Source organism: Neobacillus rhizosphaerae (genome assembly GCF_937468385.1).
In the GTDB taxonomy this organism is placed as follows: Bacteria; Bacillota; Bacilli; order Bacillales; family Cytobacillaceae; genus Neobacillus; species Neobacillus rhizosphaerae.
The window spans coordinates 52,156-76,850 of sequence record NZ_CALBWS010000015.1; the positions used below are offsets into that span (position 1 = coordinate 52,156).

At 34.9% G+C, this 24,695-nt stretch carries 25 protein-coding genes and 2 pseudogenes; 17 read left to right on the plus strand and 10 right to left on the minus strand.

Features of this window, described 5'->3' with window-relative positions:
* Positions 1-55: 55 nt before the first annotated feature.
* On the plus strand, positions 56-1,474 hold the full coding sequence (locus M5A78_RS12495; RefSeq protein ID WP_248735601.1) for a hypothetical protein: 1,419 nt from the start codon (positions 56-58) through the stop codon (positions 1,472-1,474).
* Positions 1,475-1,813: 339 nt separating this feature from the next.
* Here M5A78_RS12495 and M5A78_RS12500 read toward each other — a convergent pair whose 3' ends face one another.
* The gene (locus tag M5A78_RS12500) at positions 1,814-2,194 is read right to left on the minus strand and encodes a VOC family protein (protein WP_248735602.1); all 381 of its coding nucleotides are present in this window, start codon (positions 2,192-2,194) and stop codon (positions 1,814-1,816) included.
* A 647-nt stretch (positions 2,195-2,841) separates the two neighbouring features.
* Between M5A78_RS12500 and M5A78_RS12505 the strand changes: the two genes are divergently transcribed.
* The 5 genes and pseudogenes from M5A78_RS12505 to M5A78_RS12525 all read left to right on the plus strand — a co-directional run bounded on the left by M5A78_RS12505 (position 2,842) and on the right by M5A78_RS12525 (position 7,031).
* Positions 2,842-3,492 carry an HAD hydrolase-like protein gene (locus tag M5A78_RS12505; RefSeq protein WP_248735603.1) on the plus strand — a complete coding sequence of 217 codons (651 nt, stop codon included), beginning with the start codon at positions 2,842-2,844 and terminating at the stop codon, positions 3,490-3,492.
* A 302-nt stretch (positions 3,493-3,794) separates the two neighbouring features.
* On the plus strand, positions 3,795-4,697 hold the full coding sequence (locus M5A78_RS12510) for a DMT family transporter (RefSeq protein WP_248735604.1): 903 nt from the start codon (positions 3,795-3,797) through the stop codon (positions 4,695-4,697).
* Between the two features lie 627 nt (positions 4,698-5,324).
* A complete protein-coding gene (locus tag M5A78_RS12515) occupies positions 5,325-6,032 on the plus strand; it encodes a DUF421 domain-containing protein (protein ID WP_248735605.1) in 708 nt (235 codons plus the stop codon).
* A 407-nt stretch (positions 6,033-6,439) separates the two neighbouring features.
* Positions 6,440-6,659 (plus strand): annotated as a pseudogene (locus M5A78_RS12520) (DUF2935 domain-containing protein); the annotation flags it as partial.
* A 33-nt stretch (positions 6,660-6,692) separates the two neighbouring features.
* A complete protein-coding gene (locus M5A78_RS12525) occupies positions 6,693-7,031 on the plus strand; it encodes a YmaF family protein (RefSeq protein ID WP_248735606.1) in 339 nt (112 codons plus the stop codon).
* A 119-nt stretch (positions 7,032-7,150) separates the two neighbouring features.
* On the opposite strand, the gene M5A78_RS12530 is transcribed toward M5A78_RS12525, so the two are convergent.
* From M5A78_RS12530 to M5A78_RS12540, 3 genes are all read right to left on the minus strand, one after another.
* The gene (locus M5A78_RS12530) at positions 7,151-7,393 is read right to left on the minus strand and encodes a hypothetical protein (protein WP_248735607.1); all 243 of its coding nucleotides are present in this window, start codon (positions 7,391-7,393) and stop codon (positions 7,151-7,153) included.
* 374 nt (positions 7,394-7,767) lie between these two features.
* Entirely contained in the window at positions 7,768-8,286 is a 519-nt protein-coding gene (locus tag M5A78_RS12535; protein ID WP_248735652.1) for a GNAT family N-acetyltransferase, read from the minus strand.
* Positions 8,287-8,473: 187 nt separating this feature from the next.
* Complete coding sequence (locus tag M5A78_RS12540) at positions 8,474-8,926, minus strand: MarR family winged helix-turn-helix transcriptional regulator (protein ID WP_248735608.1); 453 nt, start codon at positions 8,924-8,926, stop codon at positions 8,474-8,476.
* Positions 8,927-9,051: 125 nt separating this feature from the next.
* Between M5A78_RS12540 and M5A78_RS12545 the strand changes: the two genes are divergently transcribed.
* Together M5A78_RS12545 and M5A78_RS12550 are read left to right on the plus strand one after the other, a co-directional pair.
* Positions 9,052-9,498 (plus strand): GNAT family N-acetyltransferase, encoded by a 447-nt coding sequence (locus M5A78_RS12545; protein ID WP_248735609.1) that lies wholly within the window; start codon positions 9,052-9,054, stop codon positions 9,496-9,498.
* Positions 9,495-9,779: pseudogene (locus M5A78_RS12550) on the plus strand (hypothetical protein); the annotation flags it as partial. The gene M5A78_RS12545 and the pseudogene M5A78_RS12550, both read left to right, overlap by 4 nt.
* Before the next feature lie 14 nt (positions 9,780-9,793).
* Here M5A78_RS12550 and M5A78_RS12555 read toward each other — a convergent pair.
* Positions 9,794-9,961: a transposase gene (locus M5A78_RS12555; RefSeq protein ID WP_248735610.1), complete on the minus strand. Its 168-nt coding sequence runs from the start codon at positions 9,959-9,961 to the stop codon at positions 9,794-9,796.
* A gap of 376 nt (positions 9,962-10,337) precedes the next feature.
* Here M5A78_RS12555 and M5A78_RS12560 point away from each other — a divergent pair, with 376 nt between their 5' ends.
* From M5A78_RS12560 to M5A78_RS12575, 4 genes are all read left to right on the plus strand, one after another.
* On the plus strand, positions 10,338-11,717 hold the full coding sequence (locus M5A78_RS12560) for a catalase (protein WP_248735611.1): 1,380 nt from the start codon (positions 10,338-10,340) through the stop codon (positions 11,715-11,717).
* Between the two features lie 283 nt (positions 11,718-12,000).
* Positions 12,001-12,111: a YjcZ family sporulation protein gene (locus tag M5A78_RS12565; protein ID WP_248735612.1), complete on the plus strand. Its 111-nt coding sequence runs from the start codon at positions 12,001-12,003 to the stop codon at positions 12,109-12,111.
* 33 nt (positions 12,112-12,144) lie between these two features.
* Positions 12,145-12,285 carry a YjcZ family sporulation protein gene (locus tag M5A78_RS12570; protein ID WP_205178539.1) on the plus strand — a complete coding sequence of 47 codons (141 nt, stop codon included), beginning with the start codon at positions 12,145-12,147 and terminating at the stop codon, positions 12,283-12,285.
* Between the two features lie 1,105 nt (positions 12,286-13,390).
* Positions 13,391-14,233, plus strand: a complete 843-nt coding sequence (locus M5A78_RS12575) for an SDR family oxidoreductase (RefSeq protein ID WP_248735613.1) — start codon at positions 13,391-13,393, stop codon at positions 14,231-14,233.
* 208 nt (positions 14,234-14,441) lie between these two features.
* On the opposite strand, the gene M5A78_RS12580 is transcribed toward M5A78_RS12575, so the two are convergent.
* Entirely contained in the window at positions 14,442-14,648 is a 207-nt protein-coding gene (locus M5A78_RS12580; RefSeq protein WP_248735614.1) for a DUF5316 family protein, read from the minus strand.
* An 812-nt stretch (positions 14,649-15,460) separates the two neighbouring features.
* Between M5A78_RS12580 and M5A78_RS12585 the strand changes: the two genes are divergently transcribed.
* A complete protein-coding gene (locus tag M5A78_RS12585; RefSeq protein WP_248735615.1) occupies positions 15,461-16,576 on the plus strand; it encodes an IS110 family RNA-guided transposase in 1,116 nt (371 codons plus the stop codon).
* A 555-nt stretch (positions 16,577-17,131) separates the two neighbouring features.
* Here the strand turns inward: M5A78_RS12585 and M5A78_RS12590 are convergent.
* Positions 17,132-17,290 (minus strand): hypothetical protein, encoded by a 159-nt coding sequence (locus M5A78_RS12590; protein WP_179195816.1) that lies wholly within the window; start codon positions 17,288-17,290, stop codon positions 17,132-17,134.
* Between the two features lie 198 nt (positions 17,291-17,488).
* On the minus strand, positions 17,489-18,037 hold the full coding sequence (locus tag M5A78_RS12595; RefSeq protein WP_248735653.1) for a GNAT family N-acetyltransferase: 549 nt from the start codon (positions 18,035-18,037) through the stop codon (positions 17,489-17,491).
* Between the two features lie 1,214 nt (positions 18,038-19,251).
* Here M5A78_RS12595 and M5A78_RS12600 point away from each other — a divergent pair.
* Genes M5A78_RS12600 through M5A78_RS12610 form a run of 3 tightly spaced genes read left to right on the plus strand, consistent with a single transcriptional unit; the run spans position 19,252 to position 21,565 of the window.
* Positions 19,252-19,860 carry a TetR/AcrR family transcriptional regulator gene (locus tag M5A78_RS12600; protein ID WP_248735616.1) on the plus strand — a complete coding sequence of 203 codons (609 nt, stop codon included), beginning with the start codon at positions 19,252-19,254 and terminating at the stop codon, positions 19,858-19,860.
* 2 nt (positions 19,861-19,862) lie between these two features.
* Positions 19,863-20,780, plus strand: coding sequence for an ABC transporter ATP-binding protein (locus M5A78_RS12605; protein ID WP_248735617.1), 918 nt, complete (start codon positions 19,863-19,865; stop codon positions 20,778-20,780).
* 5 nt (positions 20,781-20,785) lie between these two features.
* On the plus strand, positions 20,786-21,565 hold the full coding sequence (locus M5A78_RS12610; protein ID WP_248735618.1) for an ABC transporter permease: 780 nt from the start codon (positions 20,786-20,788) through the stop codon (positions 21,563-21,565).
* Between the two features lie 145 nt (positions 21,566-21,710).
* Here the strand turns inward: M5A78_RS12610 and M5A78_RS12615 are convergent, their stop codons facing one another.
* Complete coding sequence (locus M5A78_RS12615; protein WP_248735619.1) at positions 21,711-22,799, minus strand: PrsW family glutamic-type intramembrane protease; 1,089 nt, start codon at positions 22,797-22,799, stop codon at positions 21,711-21,713.
* Positions 22,800-23,164: 365 nt separating this feature from the next.
* Positions 23,165-23,533, minus strand: coding sequence for a FixH family protein (locus M5A78_RS12620; protein WP_248735620.1), 369 nt, complete (start codon positions 23,531-23,533; stop codon positions 23,165-23,167).
* 137 nt (positions 23,534-23,670) lie between these two features.
* Between M5A78_RS12620 and M5A78_RS12625 the strand changes: the two genes are divergently transcribed.
* Positions 23,671-24,420 carry a M15 family metallopeptidase gene (locus M5A78_RS12625; protein WP_248735621.1) on the plus strand — a complete coding sequence of 250 codons (750 nt, stop codon included), beginning with the start codon at positions 23,671-23,673 and terminating at the stop codon, positions 24,418-24,420.
* Positions 24,421-24,695 lie beyond the last annotated feature (275 nt).

The following is a 24,695-nucleotide window of genomic DNA, read 5'->3' on the forward strand; positions in this document are numbered from 1 at the left end:
ACCACAAAATTAGTAGGTATATGCTTATGTTCAATTTAGATTCGGAGTGAACATTATGATTTTGTACCATGTTGCTACAACATATCAGTTGTTGCACTGCATAATTAATAAAGAGCTTTTTCATAAAGAACAGGCTTGTTACATTATATTTCCAGATTTTATTAATGAAAAATATCCACTGTATAAGCAAATGGAAGGTCCCTTTTTTGAGAAACTGTTTGTTTTTAATTCCAATGAATTCATTAACGATACCAAAAATAATTTGATAAATAACATGAACGAGTTAGTTGGAAAATATCTCAATGAAAATAATATCGATCTCCAAACATTTTCAGAAATAATTGTAGGTAGCCCAAATGGTTATTTCGGAAATTATTTGGAGGAAAATGGGGTTCATTTCACTTTCTCGGAAGAAACCAGCGAATTAATTAGTAGGTCTGATAGTAGCTTTATTGATAAAATTCTTGTATTCTTTGGTATCAATCAAAAGATTCAAATGGACGAAAATTCAACTATTCTTTTAACACAACATTTTTCTAATTTAGGAATTATGTCCTTCGAAGACCACAAAAAAATATATCAACTAGTTGTTGATTATTTCGTACCGGAAACCAGGTTGGTGATAAAACCGCATCTTGATGATCTCATGTTCTATGAAGGTTTATTTCCACAGGCAACTGTTTTAAAAAAGAATTTTCCAACTGAGTTAATTCCTTTTGTTTTTACCGAAAAACCACAAACCGTAATGACTATAACGTCCACAAGCATAACGAACTTAATGGGCTATTTCGAAAATTGTATAAAGTTTTCACCTGATTTTGAAAAGTATTTTAATAATACTCATCAGTATTATTGCGCAGTGAAAATAATTAGCGAGTTAATTGAAGATTACCAAATTTACGAAATGAACTCAGATAAACTACTTCTGGAAAATTTATTAAACATTTCGGGAAATCATTTTGGCAAAAGCATTGTTAGTGTTAATAATTTGAGTCAAATTCCAGACAAAAGTATTGTTATTATGGATGATTTTAACCATGATCCTTTGCCTGAAACGAAAGAGATAGGTAACTTTTTAAATTCCGTAAACAGGGATTCTATTATTATCTTTATTAATTCAAATAAGGAATTTCTGTTCTATGATTACCCTAACAAAGAATTATTGGAGAGAATAGTGCCAGTCGAAATTCTTCATAACAGCACAGTTGATGAAACTGACCAATACTCAACCACATTTTTTGTTTATTCAAAAAGGAAGGATATTAGGAACATGATTAATGAACAAACATTTGAAAAAACGCTGAATAGTTCACAAGAAATGATAAAAGTAGAGGCAATGTCAGAAGAACAGTTAAGAATAAAAATATTAGAAGGAATATTAGAAGCAACAGAAAAAAGATTGGAGCATTATATTAAGTTGGAATCAGAACTAAGAGAAAAGTTGAATTCATCAACTAACGTGTCACCCAAATAAAAAACCAACATCGACTCATCCATCTAATACAATTTCCCCTATCGCACTTCCAGCCCTGCTAAAGGGTCAACAGCTCCTAAATCAAAATAGTACCAAATGTAATATAAAATATTTTTTCTATCAAAAAGCACCTTCAGACGAACAGTGACAGGCACTGTTCGCCTGAATTAAATTAATCACATTCCTTTACAATTACCGGAGTCCTATTACTGAATAACGGATATCAAAAACCTTGGGAATATCCGTAGTAATAAAAACGTTTATAAAAGCACAAAAAACGACTATAGAACTTTTCCAAGTCGTTTTTGTGTTTGTTTCTTCATTTTTGTGGTTCAGGGTTTACTTTTTTTCCATAACTGCAAAGTAATTTTTTTCATTATCAGCAAAGTTAAATACTCTTCCAGAAGGCATAGTTACAATTTCTCCGACTGTGATGTTTTTATCTAAAAAGTCTTTATATAATTTTTCAAGATTTTCCGAGTAAAACATTAACGATGGTGTTTGAAGATTTAATTCAGGCTGCATCTTAGCAATTAATTCCTTATTATGGAGAACGATACTCGTTTCTGCTTCCTTTGTTGGAGCAATTTCAATCCATCTAAATCCTTGGCCGTTATCTACTTCAGAAACTACGCTAAACCCTACCTTCTCTGTCCAAAATTTCAATGTCTCATCTTGGTCATTTACATATAGCATAATTTGACCGACTTTATTAATCATTTGCTTCACTCCATTTCTGCTTGTTAAATGAATATTGATCTTTTTTTCTTTTGTTGATAATGCTTTAGCAAGTAAATCATATAACTACATTAATAATATACAAAATAAAAGGTCTAAACAATAATTGACCAGAGGTTAATTTTATAGACTCCATCTCTCTCCCAGAGGACAATTGTTTTTGGATATTACTATTTAATTAATGATTAACATTTAGGTCATAATTTATTAACAATATGGCGTTATAGTATATTATAGAGGGGATAGCACGGGTGGCTATCATGGTATTTGGCGAAGGCGGAGCCGATACTACACGAAAGAGCACCAGTTAAGTTGTAATCTCTGTATGGTTATGTTGGACCATTGTTTCGTCTAAATTCAGCGATTCAGCTGCTATTAAAATTCCCATCGTCCATTTATCTTCACGAAATGATTTTCTCCTCATTTATCACACTAAAGATATTCCTTGAATAATGTATTTCCGTACTATTTCGCTAAAATTGAATGAAAATCCTTTTTTAAAACGCAGGATAATAAGCAGGATCCATATTTTATTCTAAAATCATAGATACCCCCAATAGCCAACTAAATTGTTCCTAGAAACTTTATTGTTGATTTTTGTATTATTCTTTCTTATAAATGGTAGGATAATGTCTTTAGAGAATACATCCATTATTTTTTTGAAAAGAGGGGTTTTTATTAACATATTATGGGATTTTGATGGAACACTTTTTGATACCTATCCATCACTAGTTGAAGGTTTTATGAAATTAAGTCAAAAAGAACTAGATCGAAATGAAGTTTTGAACTGGCTAAAAATCGATTCCAAAACGGCATTTAAACATTATGGAATTGATGAGGATCAACGAGGCGAATACCAAAAATTACATAATCATTATTCGAAGTTGGAAAGCAGACCTTTTGATCACTTAGAGGATGTGTTATCTGCTGTGGAGAACAATATTATTGTGACTCATCGCGATAAGGAATCGACTATTTTTCTCCTCGAGAAATTCCATTTAGCAAAATACTTTAAAGAAATTGTTTCCGTTGAAGAACAAGGGTTCACTAGAAAACCACATAGTGCTTCCTATGAATCTGTCCTAAAAAATCACCCCATTCATTTGGTAGTGGGTGACCGCGACTTAGATTTAATACCCGCCAGGAGATTAAAGATTAAAACCGTTGCCTTTCAAAATCAAAACATTGAAGCCGATTTTCACATCGACACCTATGCAGATTTTATTCCTTTGGTCCTAAATCCACTTCAGGCAACGAAACAGAACCCCTTAGATTATTAAAATCAAGGGGTTTTTATCTATTTTCCGGTTAGCTAAGTTCCTCATTTACTGCCCCGCTGGGATCTAGAATATCTACTTTTTGGACTGGTTCAAGTCATTCTTCAAGTTGCATAGATAGAAATGGCCCCCCTAAGAAAGTATGTATGTCCATTAGTGAACTGCAAACAATCCTAGTCAAGGTTCAGATGACAGTTATAGAAGAAACAGAAACTTCGAAGTCCAATAAGGGCGACACTTTAAAAAGCAGTTGAGAAATCACTCATTTTGTGTTTGGATTAAGAATAACTAGGAGGGGGATCCACATGAAAATGAAATTGAGACTCATCATGACCATGCTCATTTTTGGAAGCATCGGGGTGTTTGTAAAAAAGATTGAACTGACTTCAAGTGAAATTGCGTTTTTAAGAGGGGTAATCGGAAGTTTATTCCTGCTTATTGCTGGTTTCCTAGTTAAACATAAGCCATCTTTTAAAGCATTAAAGGAAAATGCAATCCTGCTCCTGTTATCTGGGGCAGCAATTGGCTTTAATTGGATATTTTTATTTGAGTCCTATCGGTATACCACTATATCCAATGCCACCATTAGCTATTACTTTGCGCCAATCTTTGTCATGATCCTAGCACCATTGGTTCTTAAAGAAAAACTGACGAGTGTGAAGGTGGTTTGCATTCTTACGGCAATGTTTGGACTATTTTTAATCGTTAACACTGGGGGCGGTGATACAAGCGGCTCGCAGTATCACTCATTAGGTATTTTCTATGGTCTTTTAGCAGCAGCATTTTATGCAAGTGTGGTGTTAATGAACAAATTTATCAAAAATTTATCCGGCTTTGAAATCACGCTAGTGCAATTAATGACCGCTGCTTTGGTCCTGCTTCCCTATGTATTGTGGCAGGGTCATCTCCATTTTGCTAGTTTAAACTCTACTTCTATTATTTTTATACTAATAATAGGGATTGTGCATACCGGTTTAGGCTATTTTTTATATTTTACTTCTATTCAAAAATTAAAAGGGCAAACGATTGCTGTTCTTAGCTATATTGATCCGATTTCGGCCGTGATCATCGCAACAATTTTTTTAAGTGAAAACATGACAATGATTCAAATGATTGGCGGAGTCCTTGTACTGGGGGCAACTTTTTTTAGTGAAAAACTAGAGATTAATGCCGAGAAAAAAGCTCAAACTCCCACTACTTCACCGTAATCGATTTTAGTGTCAATCCTCTACCGCTCATTACACATCATATATATGTTGTCTTATAGTAGAAATGGTCTTTCATGTTTCGATTGATCATTTCTATTCCCCCAACCGAAGGGCGGTAGTTGTTTGGCAGATAAAAAGTCTCGTATTCTAGTGCCTACTTTCTTGAAAGAAAACCAAGGATTTCAGAATACAAAAAGTGCTCGTATTGATCACTCAGTTGAATTAATTACCTTCCTAATACGTGATCATCCTAGTTTTGACTATAACGCTTCTGCTCGACATTAATTTCTGTTTTCCCTCTCTTTTCACTTCGTCTTGATTTATTCAACACCCTGTATTGCCACTTCCAACATCCCTAACATTAGCCATTATAAGAATCCTTTCTGTGGTTATTTCGTCGTAGTTTTAACCTTATCAGAAATGGATTCTTTTTCATTTATTTTATGCATTAAATAGTAACGAGAAAGCTGATTGGATAAGCGTTATTAGCCTATTTTAAAAAATCTGTGAATAATTCAGGTAATATTTGTTAATGTTTAAAAACAATCTAATTTTCAAATACTAGCAAAGCATTAGTTCGAAATGAATGTTTACGAAAATATAGCGAATTATAGGAGAGATGTAATTTTGGAAACATTCTACCGTGCCATAATCGTTTTTATAGCGGGATACATTTTTTTAAGAGTAACTGGAAAAAAGGCTGTTGCTCAAATGCATACCTTCGATTTATTATACATTCTTGTCCTAACCAATATCATTAGTACACCGGTTGAGGTTGGTAATATTGGAAAATCAATAATCTATGCTACCATTACGGTAATTTTATATAAAATTTTAGTCCGATTATCTTTACATAACAAATTAAGATGGCTTCTCTATGAAAGTCCTACGGTATTAATTCATAATGGCGATATTGATAGACAAGGACTGAAAAAGGTGAGGATGCCAATGAATGAGTTATTGTCACAATTAAGGGTAAAAGGGTACATTGATACTCAAAATATTGCTATTGCGGTTATGGAGTCAACTGGTAATATAAGCGTTATCCCTAAGTCAGAACATCGTCCTGTACAACCTAATGATTTAAAATTAAAGGTTAGTAAAACGTATCTTCCAATTCCACTGATAATGGACAGTCAAATTATTTATCATAATTTGAAATATTTGAAATTAGATCGAGATTGGCTATATAACGAACTCGAAAAAATGGAGGAAAAAGTAGAGAATATAATATTAGCGACTTATTTAGAAAATGGAACGTTATTTATAGATAATAATGCAATAATCGAACATAAAAGTGATCCTTATTATTACAAGCCAGGGAGAGATAATTAATTAGTAAACAATGAATACGGTAAAATGATTACAGTAATTCAATTAGGGAATTAAATCCAGCGTACTAGTTGCAATTACACATCGGTAAAAGAACCAATATAAAGTGAAAGGGTTATTCCAAGTTAGGATTGGCTCTTTCGTTTTTTTTATGTATTTCAAACTAGCCATTGATTTTTTATTAGAAATATCAACTTTTAAACCCTCGAAAAGTATCAAAATTTTTCCTCGTCCAATTGAAAATATGAAAGTAGTAATTTGGTTCTAAATTAATTACATTAGAAATCTGACCATGTCCAAAACATATTCGAATAAATAAGTAATATCATTAGTAATAAAGCCATTTTAAAGGAGGGCTAAAATGCAAAATAACCCCCAATGGTCATGTAAGTACGGATCAGTTCAATCAAATGTTAGTTGCCCCTGAAACATTTGCAGCGAGAACCGAATCCATTACTGAACAATTATTTGTAGAACGTTCACTTACTGAAAACAGGTTTTGGCTTAGAATTATGAAAGAACATGCATTATTTTTAGGTGAGAGGTTTAACCGAAATGATACAGTTCATCCAACAAACAGACAGGTTTCATTATTACTTCGAACAACAGGAAACCAAGGCATATCAAGTTTGATTGTTAACATTTTTAGAAGAAGGTGAGTATATGGCGAAAATCGGAAAAGATGATTTTGCAAATGGGTTTGTTCCCCACCATAATCATGGTTCCGTTGATTATACCTCCATGGAGTCAGGGCATGTTCATCAATGTTTAGATGTTACATCTCCCCCTATTCAAACTCAGGATGGTAACCATATTCATTATACAGAGGGATATGTTGTCTTCGAGAATGGTCATACTCATCATTATAAGGCATACTCTGGACCAGCGATTCCAGTAGGAAATGGCATGCATGTTCATTATTATGATTTTTATACAACAGAGGATGATGGTCATAGTCATCTTGTAAGGGGAGTCGATCATCCTGCCCCAGGTAATAAATAAAAAAAAGGTTGCAGTAGCAACCTAATCCTCTTAATTCAATTGGGCAAAATCTTGATGGATATGCCATTTTTGAATTTCTATTTACTTTAGCTTCTTTGTTTCTGTAAACAATTAAGTTATTATGCGTATTTTATGCCAGCAAGCTTAACATTGTTTTTATCATCTGATCCACAAGGTGTGACCGCAAAAGTCATTTCACATTTTGGGCAGTTCATAATAACCGTTTCTAATGTAAATGTTTCTCCACATTCACATCTAATCTCGTGCGCCACTGTTGGTGCAAAGTTTTCTTTCCCTTTACTTTTAACATGGTCAACGATGTCTTTCCCATCTTTTAAACTTGTTGTACAACCACAGCTCATTAATAACCCTCCAAGGATTTTATAAGTTTAATTAAATATAGTAATTTAAGAATAGCATAGAAACATTTAAATCAATGTGACAAAAATTAAACACATTGTGAATTTAAATATGAATTGTCATAAAAACATTAATATCCAGTAAAAAGAGTAAGTAAATAACTATCATTTCAACTCTTTTAATCCAATAGTAATATCTCCTCAAATTGTTCATTATGATATTCAATTACATTTAATTAAAAATCCCTTATTAAACTGCTTCTTTACTAAAGCTGTATTTTTTGGAAAAAGTTATTAATAATTCCTTCATCATCGATATTATAATGTTTAGGTATAAAGATAATGATTCCACCTCGTAGTTTAACAAGAACATATAATTATATAAGTGTTCTAGTCATCACAATATCAGTTTGTTCTTCATCTCCCATGTAAAAGGAATGGGCTCCACTCTCAACAAAACCCATTCTTCGATAAAATTGGATTGCACCCGTATTTTTCTCCCATACGCCTAACCAGACTTTCTTTTTATTCTGTTCTTTCGCTATTTCTATGCCTTTATTTATAAGATGTTTCCCGAGTCCTTGTACTTGATATTGCCTTCTTATATAAATCCTCTCAATTTCAAGAGCCTCATCAACGATATTGTCTGTTTGAGCTTCATTGATATTAACCTTTAAATAACCAGCGAGTTCTTCATTAAAATATATAAAAAAGAAAGAAGAAAAAACATTAGATAATTCCTTTTCTAATTGCTCTAAATTAAATGCTCTTTCCAAATACGCTTTCATGTTTTCGGGCGTATTTAATTCTCCAAATGCATCATCAAATGTTTCATAACTTATTTCTTGAAGTATGCGTAGATCTTCAAGTGTGCACTTTTTAATAACTATCGTCATTCTAATAGTTCTCTCCTTACTATTTTTAGATTGATTGAATTTGACTAAGAAATCCGTTTTTATATAAAGACGCTTGTTAAATAAACCTGTCCCGTTAGCAAACAGGTATAAGACTGCCACAGAGCACTCCCAGGTAATTTATCTCTACCTAACTGGCAGTTAAAGAAAGATAAATCTATTAGCTTTATCAGTAATCTCTCTTGTTTCCCTTTTTTACAAATTCCCAATCGACCTCTATATTTTTTCGAACTCTTTGAAGAAGATTAAATATTATGTCTGTTTCTTCAGAGGAAAATCCAGATAATGCAACCATATTGGAATATTCTCCTTCTCTCTTTAAAAAGGGATAAACTTTTTCACCTTTCTCAGTTGGAAATAGTTTTTTAATTTTTTTGTTATTTTCATCATCTTTCTTTTCGATGAACCCTTGAATTTCAAGTTTTTTTATTGCTCGGGCTGCAGTTGTACGGTCTACCTTTATCATCTCTGCTAACTTTTCTTGAATGATTCCTGGGTTCTCACATATCCGTACAAGATACAAATACTGTCCTTTTGTAAGGTCAAATTCTTTAAATTCAATATTACTTATAGAGTCTAATGACCTAGCTATCATTCCGATTTCACGTAAAATTTCCTTCATTTATAAAACTCCTTAATACAATTATTTTTGTTGCATTTGCAACAAAAAAGTTTTAACTTAATTATATGACTATAAATTAATTTTGACTAGTCGGTTTAAATAATTCTAGAAAAGGACTGAAAAAAATGAATTCAAAAAGAATAGCAATTGATAATGATTTAAAAAAAGCTTTTCATATTAGAAAAGAAGTATTCGTTGAAGAACAAGGTGTACCATTGGAAGATGAGTTTGATGAGTTCGACACCCTTAATGAGCTTTCTGAACACATTTTGGTTTATTATAATGAACAACCTGTTGGAACTGGCCGAGTAAGATGGGTTGATGGGTTTGGTAAATTGGAAAGAATCTGTATCTTAGAGCCTTACCGTAAATTTGGTCTTGGAAAAGTAATTATTAAAGCGTTAGAAGCAATCGTAGAGGAAAAAGGAATATCCCAGGTAAAATTACACGGTCAAACACAGGCAGAGGGTTTTTATAAAAAACTTGGCTATCAGACGTCATCAAGTATATTTATGGAAGATGGAATTCCTCATATTTTAATGAAAAAAGAATTATCTACAAAAAAATTATAAAAGAGTCGAGTAAAACGAAAATTAATTTTTACGGATTAGGAATCAAGATATTAACCTTAGGTATTTCTTTCCCTATACAATAAGACCTTGGTACATCACCTTTTGATGTACTTTTGGTCGGGCCATCAATAAAAACAGGTCTTATAGTGGGAAGTTGGGAAGTCATAATGGTCTTCATACTGATGGCATCCATTTTCAAGAGACCAATCGGCATTGGGACTCTTTTTAGCGTTTGTTTAGGAGGTCCGATTCTTAATTACTTTATGCCATTTATAGAAAAAGGTCATGGACTACCTCAAATTAAATTGCTCAGTACTTCAACTAATAGTAATAGTTTTAACATGGTTTCATGTTGTTCGGAATTTAGGTTTTTCTGATTCTTCAACCATAAGAAACGTGTGTTTTTAAGGGCTGGCTGTTCGATTTGTTCTTGACTGCGTCCTTGATCTAAAGCTTCATTCACCAAATCTAAGTTCTGAAAATAAATTCAGGGTGTAACTTAACCTTTTACGTTTATTTGAAAGGCTTAAAAAAGATCTGTTCCTTTTACCACACAAAAATAAGTTTCTATTTAAAGAAGCTTTTCCTTCTTCATATTCATCTTTTCATAATTCTACCTGTTCAAAAAGGTCCACTGCATAGGAGTTTTCTTTAACTAGCGGTCTGTTCACATATCGGTTCAAATTCACTTTATATTGCAATTCCCTGAAAAATGCTACTAACTTTAAGAAACTATATTTCTAATGAATGTTGAAAATAAAAGAAGAAGATACATATTCGAGCCTTAAAAATCATATTTAGTAACGATTGATGGAAATTATATTTTGGAGGCTATAATAATGAATGAAAAACATCATAAACAGAGGCAAACTTTATTAGAGGAAAGCCATTATGAGAATCGATACCTCTCCAATGAGCCAGCTAAACTTCATTCCCAGACGATTGGCTCTGGGGGACCTGTACTGGAACAAGATGGTGTACTACACGAAACCTTACAAGAATTTATTCATGAAAAGATTTTAGAAAGACCTGTTCATGTAAAAGGATTTGGTGCTTTTGGTTATTTTCAAACGATATATTCGATGTCCGAACATACAAAACTGAGCTTTTTACAAAATTCTAATCAGAAAGTTCCTGTTATGGTTCGCTTTTCGTTAGCTGTCAGTACAAAAGGAACACCTGATACATCTAGAAATGTACGTGGTTTTGCTACAAAATTTTATACAGATAAAGGCGTTTTTGACCTTTTATGTAATCACATTCCTGTCTTTTCTATTCGTGATGCGATACGATTTCCGGAATTTATTAAAGCATTCTTACCTTCACCAAAAAATAATTTAATTGATCCTGATAGGTTTTGGAGCTTTGTAGCAAGAGCGCCTGAATCGATTCATTTTGTTGTACGTGTATACTCTGATGCTGGTACGGTAAAAAGTCTTCGCCACATTCCAGGACATAGTGTAAATACATATGTTTGGAGAAATGCTCAAGGTATTAGAAAGTACGTTAAATACCATTGGTACCCATTTGAAGGTGTACAATACATTGGTCGCGAAGAAGCAAATAGACTAGCCGCTGAAAATCCTGATTACGCTGGTAAAGATTTATACGATGCGATTGCGGGTGGTAAACCGGTGGAATATGGCTTATATGTCCAGCTCATGGACCCAAAGGATGAAGCAAATCTTTCTTATGATCCTTTAGACGATACAAAAGTATGGGATGAAAAAGAGTATCCCCTAATACCAGTAGGCAAAATGGTATTAAATAAAAATCCTGCTAATTATATGGAACAAGTAGAAAAAGTCGCCTTCTCCACTTCTAATTTACTAGACGGCGCAGAATTATCTGATGATAAAATACTGCAGGGCCGTGCCAATATTTATAGTGATTCTCAAAGAAGAAGAATTGGAGCTGAATTTCGTAAATTACCGGTTAACCAACAGCAAAATTGGACACCAGCTAATCAAATTACAAGTGGTGATGGAAGATATGTTGAAGGCAAACTAGAAAGAACTTCTATAACAAAGCAAGATGATTTTAGGCAGGCTGGTGAATTCTATACGAGGTTAACTCAAATAGAAAAAGAACATCTTGTCGAAAATTTAGCTAGTGATTTGAAAGTCATATCTGATGATATTAGAAAGAAAGTTATGGAGTATTTCAATAAAGTATCTTCTGACTTAGCAAAGAGAATTGAGATTGAAATGAAAAAGTGATAAGAAGATTAAAAAACGTCATTATTACGATTAAATATGGTCTATAGAGGCTACTTTCTAGATTATGCATCTGTTTATATGAAGAACCAAGGTGGTTAAGCCTTTTTATTTTTTATTTTTAATTTAACTAAGCACTTTTAGCGTTAAGGAGTCTTTTTTTCGCTACATAATGCAGTTTCTTGTAATGAATAGTAGATATTGGGCTATTGTATTTCGCAAGAGCCCTGACACCTTTTGGATTTTATCATATTTTGTATTGAATAGATGTAAAGGAGGTTATTAAATGGATGGTGTAGGTGCTGGTGGAGGTTTCGCATTAGTAGTTGTATTGTTTATCCTTCTTATTATTATAGGAGCGTCCTTTTTGGGCGGAGGATACGGCGGCATTTATTAATTAAATAATAATCATTAAAAGGAGGGGAAATTTATGTTCGGATATGGAGGATTCGGTGGCTGTGGCTGCGGTGGCTACGGTTACGGTGGCGGCTTTGGTTATGGCGGAGGTTTTGCCTTAATCGTTGTCTTGTTCATTTTATTAATTATCATTGGAGCTACCTGCTTTTATTAATTAAAAGCATCCAACCTAATTTTTACAAATAAAAAAGCCCTTGTTATAGGGCTTTTTTATTTGGCTTTAATGCACCGGACGCATTATAAAGCACTGAGGAAGTAAAATATGTGGCGCTGTGGCGCTATGGCTGATGGTCACTTCTAGCTTATGCATCAGTTTATATAAAGTATCATCAGATTAAGCCCTTATTTTATATTATAATTTCTATACCTAATACCACAAGGGTATTCGACTGTTAACTAGCGTTTTTAGTTTCCTTTTTGTATAAATTCTTTAGTGAAGTGGAAAATCCTTGTTCAACTAGTCGAGTAGAAAGGAACCTCTTCTATTTACTTCAAAACAGAACGGTTGAATAAATTAATTAATAATTTCTTTAACAAGCGACTAAGAACATTTTCTAAGTCGCTTTAATGTTTGTTTCTCAATTTATTTATGTTGTTTACTTTTTTTCCATACCTAAATTACAGCGGCTACTTGTGGCAGTGATTTTTGTTGTCACTCAGAACAGATGCCTACCCTTTGAATAATATGTCTTTGTGTAAGGAAAAAATTGCAGAAGAGGTGTTTTTAAACCCATGGACAATTTTTATTATTATGATCCCTGGTATCCTCAATATCCTTCCGATGCCTATAATGTTCCTGGATCACTCTAAGCTTACGGAAAGCCGGATATGGTCAAGAAGACATTGATAGATCCAAATGATGCAGTCTTCCGAATTTCAAGTTGTTGATGGAGTACCATGCAGCCGCTCAACACTCAGCCAAAAAGTAAATGTCTAAATAATGCGTCATAACACGCGTTAAAGGATAAACTTTTATTTCGCAAACCCGCCTCTTTAAAAAAACAAAAAAGCCGCCTGTGACTGCCGGATCTTCAAGGATTGAAATCCGGAAGTTGAAAAGTCAATTTTTTTTGAGAAAATGATTCCTTAACTCTTTCCAGTTGTTTACTCTATCATATCCTGTTTGTTTCTCCTTTTTGAAGAAATACCTCTTCCCTTCCTCTAATTATTATTTGGAATGGATATAATTTCCTGATGAAAGTCATAACCTATATCAGAATTTCATTCATAAATATGAAAATCCGAGAGGAGTGGATGTGATGGGTTTCCCGCCTCAGCAACAAAGTAAACCTGGCATTGAATCATTAATGACACCCAGACCTATATTTGATGACTCCAATTACAAACCAGCCGGTAAACTTATGAATAAGGTAGCTCTCATTACTGGTGGTGATAGTGGAATTGGGAGAGCTGTAGCGGTCGCCTTCGCGAAAGAGGGTGCAGACATTGCAATCTCATACCTAAATGAACACAGCGATGCCAATGAAACGAAGTTCTATGTCAAAAAGTACGGACGTCGTTGCATTACCATTCCAGGCGATATAGGGTATGAGCAACCTTGCCAACAAGCTGTAATGCAAACGATTCACCAATTTGGTCGTATTGACATTTTGGTGAATAATGCCGGTATACTTTACATAAAGAACAGTCTACTAGATATAGATTCGAATCAACGAGCAAGTACTTTTCACACAAATATTTTTTCGCAGTTTATTTTGACGAAAGCTGCTCTGCCATACATGAATTCAGGGTGCTCTATAATAAATACAACATCCATTAGTGCCTATCTTGGAGATCAAGATTCAATTGACTACTCTGCATCAAAAGGAGCCATTGTTTCCTTTACACGTTCGCTATCATTGTCACTTGCATCACAAGGGATTCGAGTCAATGGTGTTTCCCCAGGGCCAATTTGGACTCCTTTAATTCCATCTTCCTTACCTCCAGAACAGATTGCCACATTTGGAGACAATGTTCCTATGAAGCGAGCCGGTCAACCGTTTGAAGTGGCACCTGCATATGTATTCTTGGCCTCCGAAGATGCATCTTACATATCGGGGCAAATTCTGCACGTGAATGGTGGGGAATTTGTAAACGGTTAAATTTTTAACAAAAATAATCTTAGTTATTAGTATTCAAACAGGGTATTTACCCATCACCTTTGGATGAGTCACATCTATCTTAGTGTCATTCAAGGGTTTTATTTTTTCCTAACTTCCACCATTATTTAACATCTCAAAATCCTTAATTTCTTCCTACACAATATAAGTCAATTGCGACATACTCTCTTCAACTGCCCCGTGGAACAAGTTAAAAGAAATAAATTATTGCACTAATTCCTAACGAGATTATTCCTAACAAACCAGAATACAATGCTATCTTGGTTCTGAAACCTCTATGCTCTTCTGTCTCAGAATGAAAATTTGCTCTTTGTTGTTGTCCATTAGTCCAAGCCCCTATAAAAATACCAGATATTAAAATTCCTATAGCACCAATAATCAGAAAAAATTGGAACATATTTATTCCCCCTTTTCTAATTAATATACAATTATATTACATACAATAGTTTCTTTTTGCTTAATATTTCAAAAATTCATATTCAACAAGTCGAGTAGAAAGGAACCTCTCTACCTTACGGTAGATTGTGTTCCTCCCCCTCACAGAACCGTGCTTGCGCTATTAACGCACACGGCTCCTCCTAGTTACCATTCACAAAATCTTGCTAATCTCTTAGGATCAGATTTTGCTAATTCTGCTATCCGACTCCCTACACCGGCATTTGGTTTCCTTACTTTTTATCGCTTGTACACCATACTCTTCTAACAAGAAAAGACCGGTAGGGTCTCCCGAGTTGCCGTATCATATCAATGTGTAACGTGCCAAGGTCTCTGACTCCAGAGAGGTTTTATCCATCTTGCCTTAAACGAAGGATAAAATGTAGCTTTCTGCTGCAGGTAAAGCATCTGCCCTCTCGATTTACTAACATTATGGAGCTCAATCCCTTCAACCATTTGGCTTTCGGCCCGCCACCTAACTGTCTACGCTTAAAGACTAAAGTTACCTTTAGCCCTCCAAGACTCGCTACGAGCGAATGGCTAGTTCTTACTCGACGGGAATCCCACCCGTTATATGATACGACCTAGGCTCGGCCGCACACCTGACCGTTAGGAAAAAAGCGACCGCTGTTATTGAGCAATCGCCCCCGTTACTTTAAGTTATCATGAACGAAACTAGCTCCTTACTCGTAACACCGTAGGTTAATTTGGTTACACTGTTTACTGGAAAAAGCAAACCAAATCAGAGCTACATTACGGAAGGAGCTAGTTATTATGAAGGATACCATAAAATATGTAGGTTTAGACGTTTCAAAAGAAAAAATTGCCGTTGCCATCGCAGATGAAGGTCGAGATGAGCCAAGGTATTGGGGAATGATTCCTAACACGGTGGAATCAATTAGAAAGTTAGTAAAAAATCTTGGAGAAAAAGATAATCTTCGAGTGTGTTATGAAGCTGGTCCAACTGGTTACGGTTTATATCGGCTTTTTCTTAGCCAAGGAATTGAATGTGAAGTGATCGCACCATCTTTAATCCCTAAGAAACCAGGTGATCGCATTAAAACTGATCGCAGGGATTCGATTAAACTAGCAAAGTTATTTCGTGCAGGCGAATTAACCCCTGTTTATGTGCCAACAGAAGATGACGAAGCGCTTCGGGATTTAGTTCGGGCCCGTGAAGATGCCAAGGAAGATGAATTAAGAGCCAAACATCAATTATCCAAATTCCTTTTACGAAATGATATTCACCCGCCTTTCAAAGGAAAAAAATGGACTCGTAGATATCGAGAATGGTTAAATACTTTAAAGTTTGAACGTTCTACATCTAAAATAGTTTTTCAAGAGTATCTACACCATCTGCAAGAAATTGAGCAAAGAGTAAAACGATTAGAGGAAGAAATTAAATTACAATCAACTGAAGGATACCATGCACCAATGATTCAAGCACTCCAATCATTAAGGGGAATAGCTACTATAACAGCTACCAGCCTTGTGGCTGAGATTGGATCATTTAAAAGGTTTGCTTCTCCCCAAAAATTAATGTCTTACGTTGGGTTAATTCCAAGTGAAAGCTCAAGTGGTGAAACCAGAAGACAAGGTAAGATTACAAAAACAGGAAACCGTCATGTTCGACGTTTGCTTGTAGAAGCAGCATGGAGTTATCGATATAAGCCTGCTTTAAAGGGAGATTTAAAGAAAAGACAAGAAGGACAGTTACCCAATGTTCAAATGATCTCATGGAAAGCTCAAAATCGCCTCCATAAAAAATACTTTCGTTTACTATCACGTGGAAAAACAGCTGGAAAGGCACTAACTGCCGTTGCAAGAGAATTAGCAGGATTTATTTGGGCAATAACTCAAGAAATTGAAAGTAACTCCATTGTAAAATAAAAATTACCACTAAAATGAAGGTCAGTTTCTTTAAAAGTGGGAGCATAGGGCTCGGAGGCAAAGGTAAAAACCGGTAAGGAGAAACCACGAATTGTACTTGTGCTATGCCTAATAGGCTAACGCACGTTTTAAGTTAGTGGAAGCTCCTTTATACGGAAAGATAAAATGTGAAAACCCACGAATATCAGAGTGCTAACCGTAGTAGAGATTTTTGCCTTCGTGCCGTGTGCTTAACTTTTAGTATCAATGCGAAAGGAGAAGTTTAATTATTCTCAGCTTTAAAAAGTATCTCAATCATCAAATTGCCTGTCAAGGAAAGCACTTGACAGCCAATTTGATGATTGAGGAGCAGTCAGTAAGCTGAGAAGGAGATTCCCTAGCCTTAAAAGGCTGAACCCAAACTAAAAAGAAAAGAAGCCGAAAAACGCTTCTCTTCTTAGAGTTGCCCAAAACCCAAACCAAAATCAAATTGTGTAGGGGGCATTGACAGTTTCGTTCATATCAGTACAATCCTTCACATTGTCTTTGAAAAGTTGTATTTGAATCATTTTAAGGTCAAAAATTATTGGGTCCGAAAGGATTTTCTGGTGGATATTCCTCTAACTTATCAGCTGTTCTTTCATCTGGTGAAGTCGCCCCAGATTTTTTGTCAAAATAAATGGCTATTCCAGCCAATATAATGATAGGTGTAAATATATAAATCCAAATCATCATAACACCTCCAAACTAACCAACGAATTACTAATATTATATTACAAATTTAACTTTTTTTTACAATATTTTTTAACAAAACTGAGGGAGTTTAAGTACAATCCTTCACAAACTCACAAATCAGTTGAATAAAAAAAAACACTACCCCATTGCTGAAGTAATGCTCCCGTTTTATTTTAGAAGCACTTATTTTTCTACTTCTCAACCTAATACCCAATCGCTAACCTTGATTCTCCAAATCATATGATCAAATCCTTTGTCCCAATAATCCTTTAACAAATAATTAGGGTCTCCAAATTTCTTTTTCCAGATTTTTTGTGCACTAATATATCCACTATCTAAACAAAATTCTTTTATGTCTTTATTCTGTAAAGTAAAATACATTGTATTCAATAGCAAATTCCCTATCCCATTTCTCTGGTAGTCAGGATGAACAAATACTTTACCTACCTCAATTAGCTCTTTGAAAGCGTTGTTTGTACAATTACTTATGAGATCGCTTGCTGGGCCATATTCAATTGAACCAATAATATTATCACCGTTTAAAGCAATCAAAAAATATCGTTTCTCACCATTACTTTCAATATCACTTTCTAAGTATTTTTCCTTAACTTTGATTTCATCATTTATATCATTCAACCTCTCCCCTAAACCTTCTTTAGTAAACGTATCAGTAATCACTGTTCTAAAAAATGAATTTAGCTCTTTTATGTCCTCAATTCTTGGCCTTCTTATCTCCACTTTAAGCACCACAAAACTCCTCCTAACTCCTATTCACTTCAACACCATACTTCAGTTATCTTCAAGTATCCTGATCCTTTAGTTGAAAAAGAAAAGAACGTCAATAATTCGATAAGAAAGAGCCACCAAATAAGGCAGCCCTAACCTACAGTAAAGTACCCGTTAGCCATCCATGAGGTATCACTTCTCCACATAAAATGTCAGAAAACCCACATAACCCATTGCCTAGCTACTTACTTTAAGCTTGTTAAACTATATTCTCTTTGTTAGAACCAGTCTTTTGAACACAGTTTTATCATTTGCAGCACAGCTATCAACGTCAGGATAAGTCTTGTATGTTTCATTCTTCATATCTATCAGTACATATCCTTCTAGCGTCCTTGAATAGAGACGATTTTTAACTAAATAAATCTCTGAAATAACTGGAGACTCAAATATTTCATAAACAATCCTACCTAGTATGGTATTAAAAAGGCTACAGTATAGTTTATTGCTAATATACAGAAATAATAGTATAAGTGCGTCGCAGAGAAAAAATTTAAACGCATATTCTCTGCTAAATCTAAACAACATTAGAGGAATTAAGAACGTCGACAAGTGAATAATAAACATTATTTTTGGTCTGTAAACACTTTTAAAAACGTGCAGAAAAAAAAGATTTAAAAGTGGGATAGTTGAAATAATTAGTAAAGTAAGAACGAAATAAACTTTCATAAGATTACCTTTCTTCCAAGTTTCTATTCTGTCACTATCCTACGGCTTCCTGGAATAAATTCGTAAATAGATGTTGCAATTGCCTTACTCAATCACATGTTTAAAAAAGATCAACAGCATTTGCTGCAATTCCATTTATGTTGGTAGAGCAAATCCAAAAATTGCTCTACTTTAGAAAAAGGGGGTAATCAATTTAATCTTTTAATTTTTCCACAGACGCCCTCCAACTACCTCTAAATGATGGGAATATTTATATTTATTCTTCCACTTTCCTATCCATTTGTTTAAATACAATTGTTCAAATCTTCACTATAACTTTAACATAAATGTTTCATTTACTTATAAAGATTATTTCCATCTTTTTGAGAAAAGTGTAGTTATTTACGGATGCAGCATTTCTCTTTATGACAAAAATCTCCCTTATTAATTTGCCATTACTTCTAATCAGACTTATAATGTATGAATAAAAATATTTTTTATTCATACATTCACAAAAGGAGAATTTTCAGATGCCAAAGGCTTTTAATGAGAACGAAAAACAAATGATTACCGGTGCGCTTCTTGAGCAAGGAAGAATTTTATTTCGTCAATTTGGACTTCAAAAAACCAGTATTAATGAAATTACTAAAAACGTGGGAATTGCGCCTGGCACCTTTTATAAATTTTACCAATCCAAAGAAGAATTGTATTTCGAAATCCTTGAAAGAGAAGAAGAACAGATAAAGGAACACTTTCTTAGTGTTGATATATTCAAAGAACATCAGCCAAAGCAAGCCATCAAGAGCTTACTTCTTCAAACCATCAACACCATAGAAACAAATCCGCTGATCCGGCAGTTGTATTTTGAAAATAATATGGATGCGTTACTAAGAAAGCTGCCACCAGAAAAATTAGAAGAACATTTCAACCAAGATTCAGCTGCCCTATTGCCTTTAATTAAACAGTGGCAGAAGAAAGGCGTGCTTCTGGAGGAAAACCCCGAGGTGATTGCAGGAGTGCTCCGTTCCTTATTCATGCTGACTATTCATCAAAAGGAAATTGGGGAAACGGTTTACCAGCAAACGATGGAATTGTTTATCGATTTAATTGTTGAGGGTCTTGTAAAAGAGGAGAGTTGAAGATGAGAAATATCATTCAAACAAATCAATTATCAAAATCGTATAAAGACTTTAAAGCAGTAGATCAAGTTTCCTTAAGCATAAATAAAGGTGAAATTTATGGTTTTATTGGTTTAAATGGTGCAGGCAAAACGACAACCATTCGAATGATACTTGGAATGATCCGACCAACAGAAGGCTCTTGTTATATTAGCGGAAAGAAGGTCAGCTTTAATACCTATAGCATTTGGAGTAAGGTGGGGTACATGGTCGAAACCCCTTATGCTTATCCCGAGCTTACGGTTGCAGAAAACCTACATATTTTCCGCAGGCTTCGGTTAATTTCAGACCCTAATACGGTAACACGAGTGATAGATCTGCTCAAATTAACACCGTACGCACAAAAAAAGGCAAAGAACCTCTCTTTAGGAAATGCCCAACGTTTAGGAATTGCCAAAGCGCTTTTGCATAATCCAGAAATATTGATTTTAGATGAGCCTGTTAATGGCTTAGATCCAGCAGGAATAGTCGAGATAAGAGAACTACTTCAGGACCTGTCGTTCAATAAGGACGTCACGATTTTTATCTCCAGTCACCTTCTAAGTGAAGTAGCCAAGATTGCCACAAAAATAGGGATCATTCATGCCGGTCAATTGATTCAAGAAGTTGAGACCACTAAATTAACTCAGCTTTTGAACAGACGCCTTCTGCTAGATGCTCGTGAAAAAAACTTAGCTGTATCAACTCTTACAACTGCAGGCTATTCTCCCCTACTAAATCAGGATGGATTGATCGAAACGACTAATAATACTGCTATCCTGAACCCAGACGAGATTGCTAGTTTACTTGTTAACAAGGGCTGTCCACCAACAAGATTAATCGTTGATGAAGAAAACTTAGAGTCCTATTTTTTAAGATTGATTGGAAAGAATGGAGGCTGAGGGATTTGAACTTTTTATACTCAACATTACTGGCAGAAAGTCTTAAAATTCGCAAGTCCAAAATGATTTGGATAACAACGGCGGCTTTTTCTATCGCCCCACTAATTGGTGGATTTTTCATGTTTGTATTAAAAAATCCCGAATTGGCCATTAGCTCTGGTTTAATCGGCGCAAAAGCCCAAATTATCGGGGAAGCAAGTTGGCCCGCCTATTTAAGCTTACTGGCACAAATGATTGCAGTTGGTGGGATTCTGATCTTTGGATTTGTCACAAGCTGGGTGTTTGGCAGAGAATACGCTGACCGTACTATTAAGGATCTCTTGGCGCTTCCTTATCCCCGTGCGATAATTGTGATCGCAAAATTTATCACTATTCTAATCACGAATCTTTTATTAAGCTTTCTTGTTATCACGATCGGCATCGTACTTGGACTGATCATCGGGCTGCCACAATGGTCCTCAGCTATTGTGATGCATGGCCTTTATGTTCTCATTATTACTACATTCTTAACCATAGCCCTGAGTACACCTGTCGCCTTTTTTGCCAGCTATGGCCGAGGATACTTAGCCCCTCTAGGCTTTGTTGTCTTAATGGTGGTTTTTTCGCAAATCATTGCCGCCGCAGGCTACGGTGACTACTTTCCATGGGCTATCCCCGCACTGTTCAGCGGAGTAACCGGAGAGGTTATCGCCCTGAAAGGGAGCAGTTTATCAATCCTAATTATCTCCAGTCTCATCGGATTCGTTGGTACAGTATACTGGTGGCTGTTCGCAGATCAAACTTAAGTGAAGGTCAGCAAGCTCATCCTATATCTATTGCAAAAAATGCGTCTTTACCATTTATTATTTTCAGGATAGTTAAAGAAAGGAATACTCAAGATGGGTCTTGGCATTAGATCACTATAGTACAGTATCTATCATTAAATTTTAACTATGATGTAGGCTCAAATGGATAATTGTTCAACCGCCACTTCTTATTGGCTATTTCCTTTAAGCCGCTACGTATCATTCGAAAAACCACAATCCATGATAAGACCATCAGAATGATTTGTCCGACCGGAAAGATACCTGGTAAAGGTGTGTCCCATAAAGCATGCATCAAAACGACAAGAATAAATATTCGGACAAATTTTGGCTTGAACAACATGTTCAGCTCAGATTTCTTGTTTCCTTGTACCATGCAATAGGCAGCCCCCGTTAAGGCGCCCCAAGCGACATGTCCACCGGGAGCTAAAAAACTGCGCAACAGGATGGTGGAATATAGGCTGGGGAAACTTCCGGATAGAAGTGCCCTTAGTGCATAACCAGCAGTTTCAAAAGCTGCAAAACCCGCCCCTACCGCAGCACCTAACAGAAGTCCGTTAAGTATATACCGGTATTTTATGTTTCGTACGAAATAGATAACGGTTATAACTTTAGCCAGTTCTTCAACAATTCCAATCGTTATTGGATTTATATTATGTTTTAGAATATCATAAAACACCAGCGCCACTAACATCGAGAGGATCCCGCCAATAAATACCACATAAATGATTTTATAAATAGCAATATTCTGAGGAGCATTCATTTCCCAAAAGAATATCAACGTCGTAATAGGAACAGCAAAAGCACCGACAATGATAAGACCCGGTATAAAGTTAATATTTTTGAAAAAGCTTACACCCAAGTACAATCCTAAGAACGCAATAAGTGCAATAAGAAATACTCTCGCAAAAAGCCAAGGTTTCGGCCATGTTTCCTTAACTTCCTCAATTTTCGGTGTTGTAAGCGCAGTGCCCACGATAAAAAGCCGTTCCGCCTCAAGTTCACTATGCTTTCGGAACACCCGAGAGAAAACATTTTGAAATTTAGGCTCAACCGAACGCTCATACCTTGGTACCATATCGACATAATTGGCAAACTCATAAAACTGGCTGTTTAAATCTTGATCATTATTCTCGCCTCTAAAAAAATTATTGCCGCAATTCATACAGAATTTTACCCCATCCTGATTTACATAATCACAATCCGGGCATTTCATTTAGTATCCCCCTCTTTATGTACCATTCTTCAAAAAATGAATGAAATAAAATTGTTTAACCGTTTATCTTTTTACTTTTCCCTTAATCCAATTGTTATATTATCTTTGTGTAAATAAAATAAAAAATGACTAAATCATTTGCTCGCTTCCATAATTTTGTAGGAGGATTTCAGAATGAAATAAGCAGTACAAGAAATTGAATCAAAAGAAAGGTTTACCGTTATTGGAATTACTTAACGGTAAACCTTTCCTAATTATCGTGTTTCATTTGTTGCTTAATCCTTTGGGACAATTCATTCGATTGTTACTCTTATTAATCAGATTGCTTAAACAAGCTTAAATTTCTTCACCTAATTTGCGGTTTCCTATTGTGAAACAACTATAGAAAATCGCTTTTCTTGTTCGTATTTTCCCCCATTTTTGTCCACCTTGATGGCCGCGGTATAGTCCCCTTCCATTTGCAGATTTGCGTTTCCGATATACACTCCATCTTCGATTTCTTTTGCTGTCATTGAGACAGGTATCATAGTCATCCCTTGCATATCGAATTCAACACTAACGTTGGCATCTTTTACTGGTTTACCCTTATCGTCAAAAATTTTAATTTTTATCGGCGAAACTTGACCAGGAGTATATGTTTTTGGAGTAATAAGATTCACCTTTAATTGATCCGATCCGCATCCGGCTATAAAAATAAGCAACATACTAACAACAAAGACAGTTAATCTCTTCATCCTACCTAACCTTTCAAAATTTACTTTTACTAACGATTTTATGACTTTGTTTTGAAAAGCACAATTTTTTTCAAGAATAAACCTCCTTTTTAAAAACATGATAAAAATAAACGTAAAATTTAAAGGAGGATATTTTAATGTTTAAGAATAGTATCCGTGTATTACTGATGATCTTTTTAATAATCAATGCGATTGGTTGCACGAAAAATTCAAACAAATCAATCCAGCCTAAATCATCTAAAATACAGCAAATGAATGTAACGAATTCCCCTTCTAAAAAGAAGATAAGTGCCGTTACCTTGACTGCTTATCCAGCATCGATAGCGGCAGTTGTGAATAAAAAGTATTATATGCCGGTTACCTATGTTCCGAAGGATTTAGTCTATCCCAATGTACCTTTTTTATTTAATGAAAAAATAGAAAAGCGTAAAATGAGAAAAGAAGCGGCAAAAGCTTTGGAAAGATTGTTTGCTGCAGCCAAAAAAGATGGAATATATTTAAGCGGAGTATCTGCGTATCGTTCCTATAGTACTCAGAAAGTGTTATTTAACAATTATGTAAAAAGAGATGGTTTTGAAAAAGCTCGAACCTATAGCGCCATTCCTGGAACAAGCGAGCATCAAACTGGTTTAGCCATTGATGTTAGTGGAAGTAACGGGAAATGTGCAGCAACATCTTGTTTTGCTAATACGAAAGAAGCTACTTGGTTAAAGAAAAATTGTGCAAAATATGGATTTATCATTCGTTATCCAAAAGGAAAAGAATCCATTACGGGTTATAAATACGAACCTTGGCATCTTCGTTATGTGGGGAATATTTCAACTGCAATCCAAACTCGCGGTATTACGCTAGAAGAATATTTACATGTGACTCCTGTTTCAAAATAAATAAAAAGGGGCTGTCCGAAAAGGACAAATTCACTAAAATTAATAAATCAAGAATATTGTTATATCAACGTTCTTCAACATAAAAAGGGGTATCCAAAAGCCGAAAAATCGACTTTCTGGACAGCCCCTTTTTTCTATATTTTTGCTGATTTTTTATTTATTCCTTTTTCTACCTGCCCCGTCTGGTGATTTCTCACTTATAAATTTTGGGGATTTATTTACTATTTTCCCTTTATGTAACCTCACATGCCAGATAAATATCTTCAAAATGCATT

Coding starts and splice junctions, on each gene's coding strand:
- M5A78_RS12525 (WP_248735606.1), top strand. CDS start 6,693: ATGGCGAAAATCGGAAAAGATGATTTTGCAAATGGGTTTGTTCCCCAC.
- M5A78_RS12615 (WP_248735619.1), bottom strand. CDS start 22,799: ATGAAATGCCCGGATTGTGATTATGTAAATCAGGATGGGGTAAAATTC.
- M5A78_RS12510 (WP_248735604.1), top strand. CDS start 3,795: ATGAAAATGAAATTGAGACTCATCATGACCATGCTCATTTTTGGAAGC.
- M5A78_RS12570 (WP_205178539.1), top strand. CDS start 12,145: ATGTTCGGATATGGAGGATTCGGTGGCTGTGGCTGCGGTGGCTACGGT.
- M5A78_RS12605 (WP_248735617.1), top strand. CDS start 19,863: ATGAGAAATATCATTCAAACAAATCAATTATCAAAATCGTATAAAGAC.
- M5A78_RS12625 (WP_248735621.1), top strand. CDS start 23,671: ATGTTTAAGAATAGTATCCGTGTATTACTGATGATCTTTTTAATAATC.
- M5A78_RS12560 (WP_248735611.1), top strand. CDS start 10,338: ATGAATGAAAAACATCATAAACAGAGGCAAACTTTATTAGAGGAAAGC.
- M5A78_RS12500 (WP_248735602.1), bottom strand. CDS start 2,194: ATGATTAATAAAGTCGGTCAAATTATGCTATATGTAAATGACCAAGAT.
- M5A78_RS12545 (WP_248735609.1), top strand. CDS start 9,052: ATGAATTCAAAAAGAATAGCAATTGATAATGATTTAAAAAAAGCTTTT.
- M5A78_RS12565 (WP_248735612.1), top strand. CDS start 12,001: ATGGATGGTGTAGGTGCTGGTGGAGGTTTCGCATTAGTAGTTGTATTG.
- M5A78_RS12540 (WP_248735608.1), bottom strand. CDS start 8,926: ATGAAGGAAATTTTACGTGAAATCGGAATGATAGCTAGGTCATTAGAC.
- M5A78_RS12535 (WP_248735652.1), bottom strand. CDS start 8,286: ATGACGATAGTTATTAAAAAGTGCACACTTGAAGATCTACGCATACTT.
- M5A78_RS12495 (WP_248735601.1), top strand. CDS start 56: ATGATTTTGTACCATGTTGCTACAACATATCAGTTGTTGCACTGCATA.
- M5A78_RS12590 (WP_179195816.1), bottom strand. CDS start 17,290: ATGATGATTTGGATTTATATATTTACACCTATCATTATATTGGCTGGA.
- M5A78_RS12580 (WP_248735614.1), bottom strand. CDS start 14,648: ATGTTCCAATTTTTTCTGATTATTGGTGCTATAGGAATTTTAATATCT.
- M5A78_RS12620 (WP_248735620.1), bottom strand. CDS start 23,533: ATGAAGAGATTAACTGTCTTTGTTGTTAGTATGTTGCTTATTTTTATA.
- M5A78_RS12585 (WP_248735615.1), top strand. CDS start 15,461: ATGAAGGATACCATAAAATATGTAGGTTTAGACGTTTCAAAAGAAAAA.
- M5A78_RS12505 (WP_248735603.1), top strand. CDS start 2,842: ATGTCTTTAGAGAATACATCCATTATTTTTTTGAAAAGAGGGGTTTTT.
- M5A78_RS12600 (WP_248735616.1), top strand. CDS start 19,252: ATGCCAAAGGCTTTTAATGAGAACGAAAAACAAATGATTACCGGTGCG.
- M5A78_RS12575 (WP_248735613.1), top strand. CDS start 13,391: ATGGGTTTCCCGCCTCAGCAACAAAGTAAACCTGGCATTGAATCATTA.
- M5A78_RS12530 (WP_248735607.1), bottom strand. CDS start 7,393: ATGAGCTGTGGTTGTACAACAAGTTTAAAAGATGGGAAAGACATCGTT.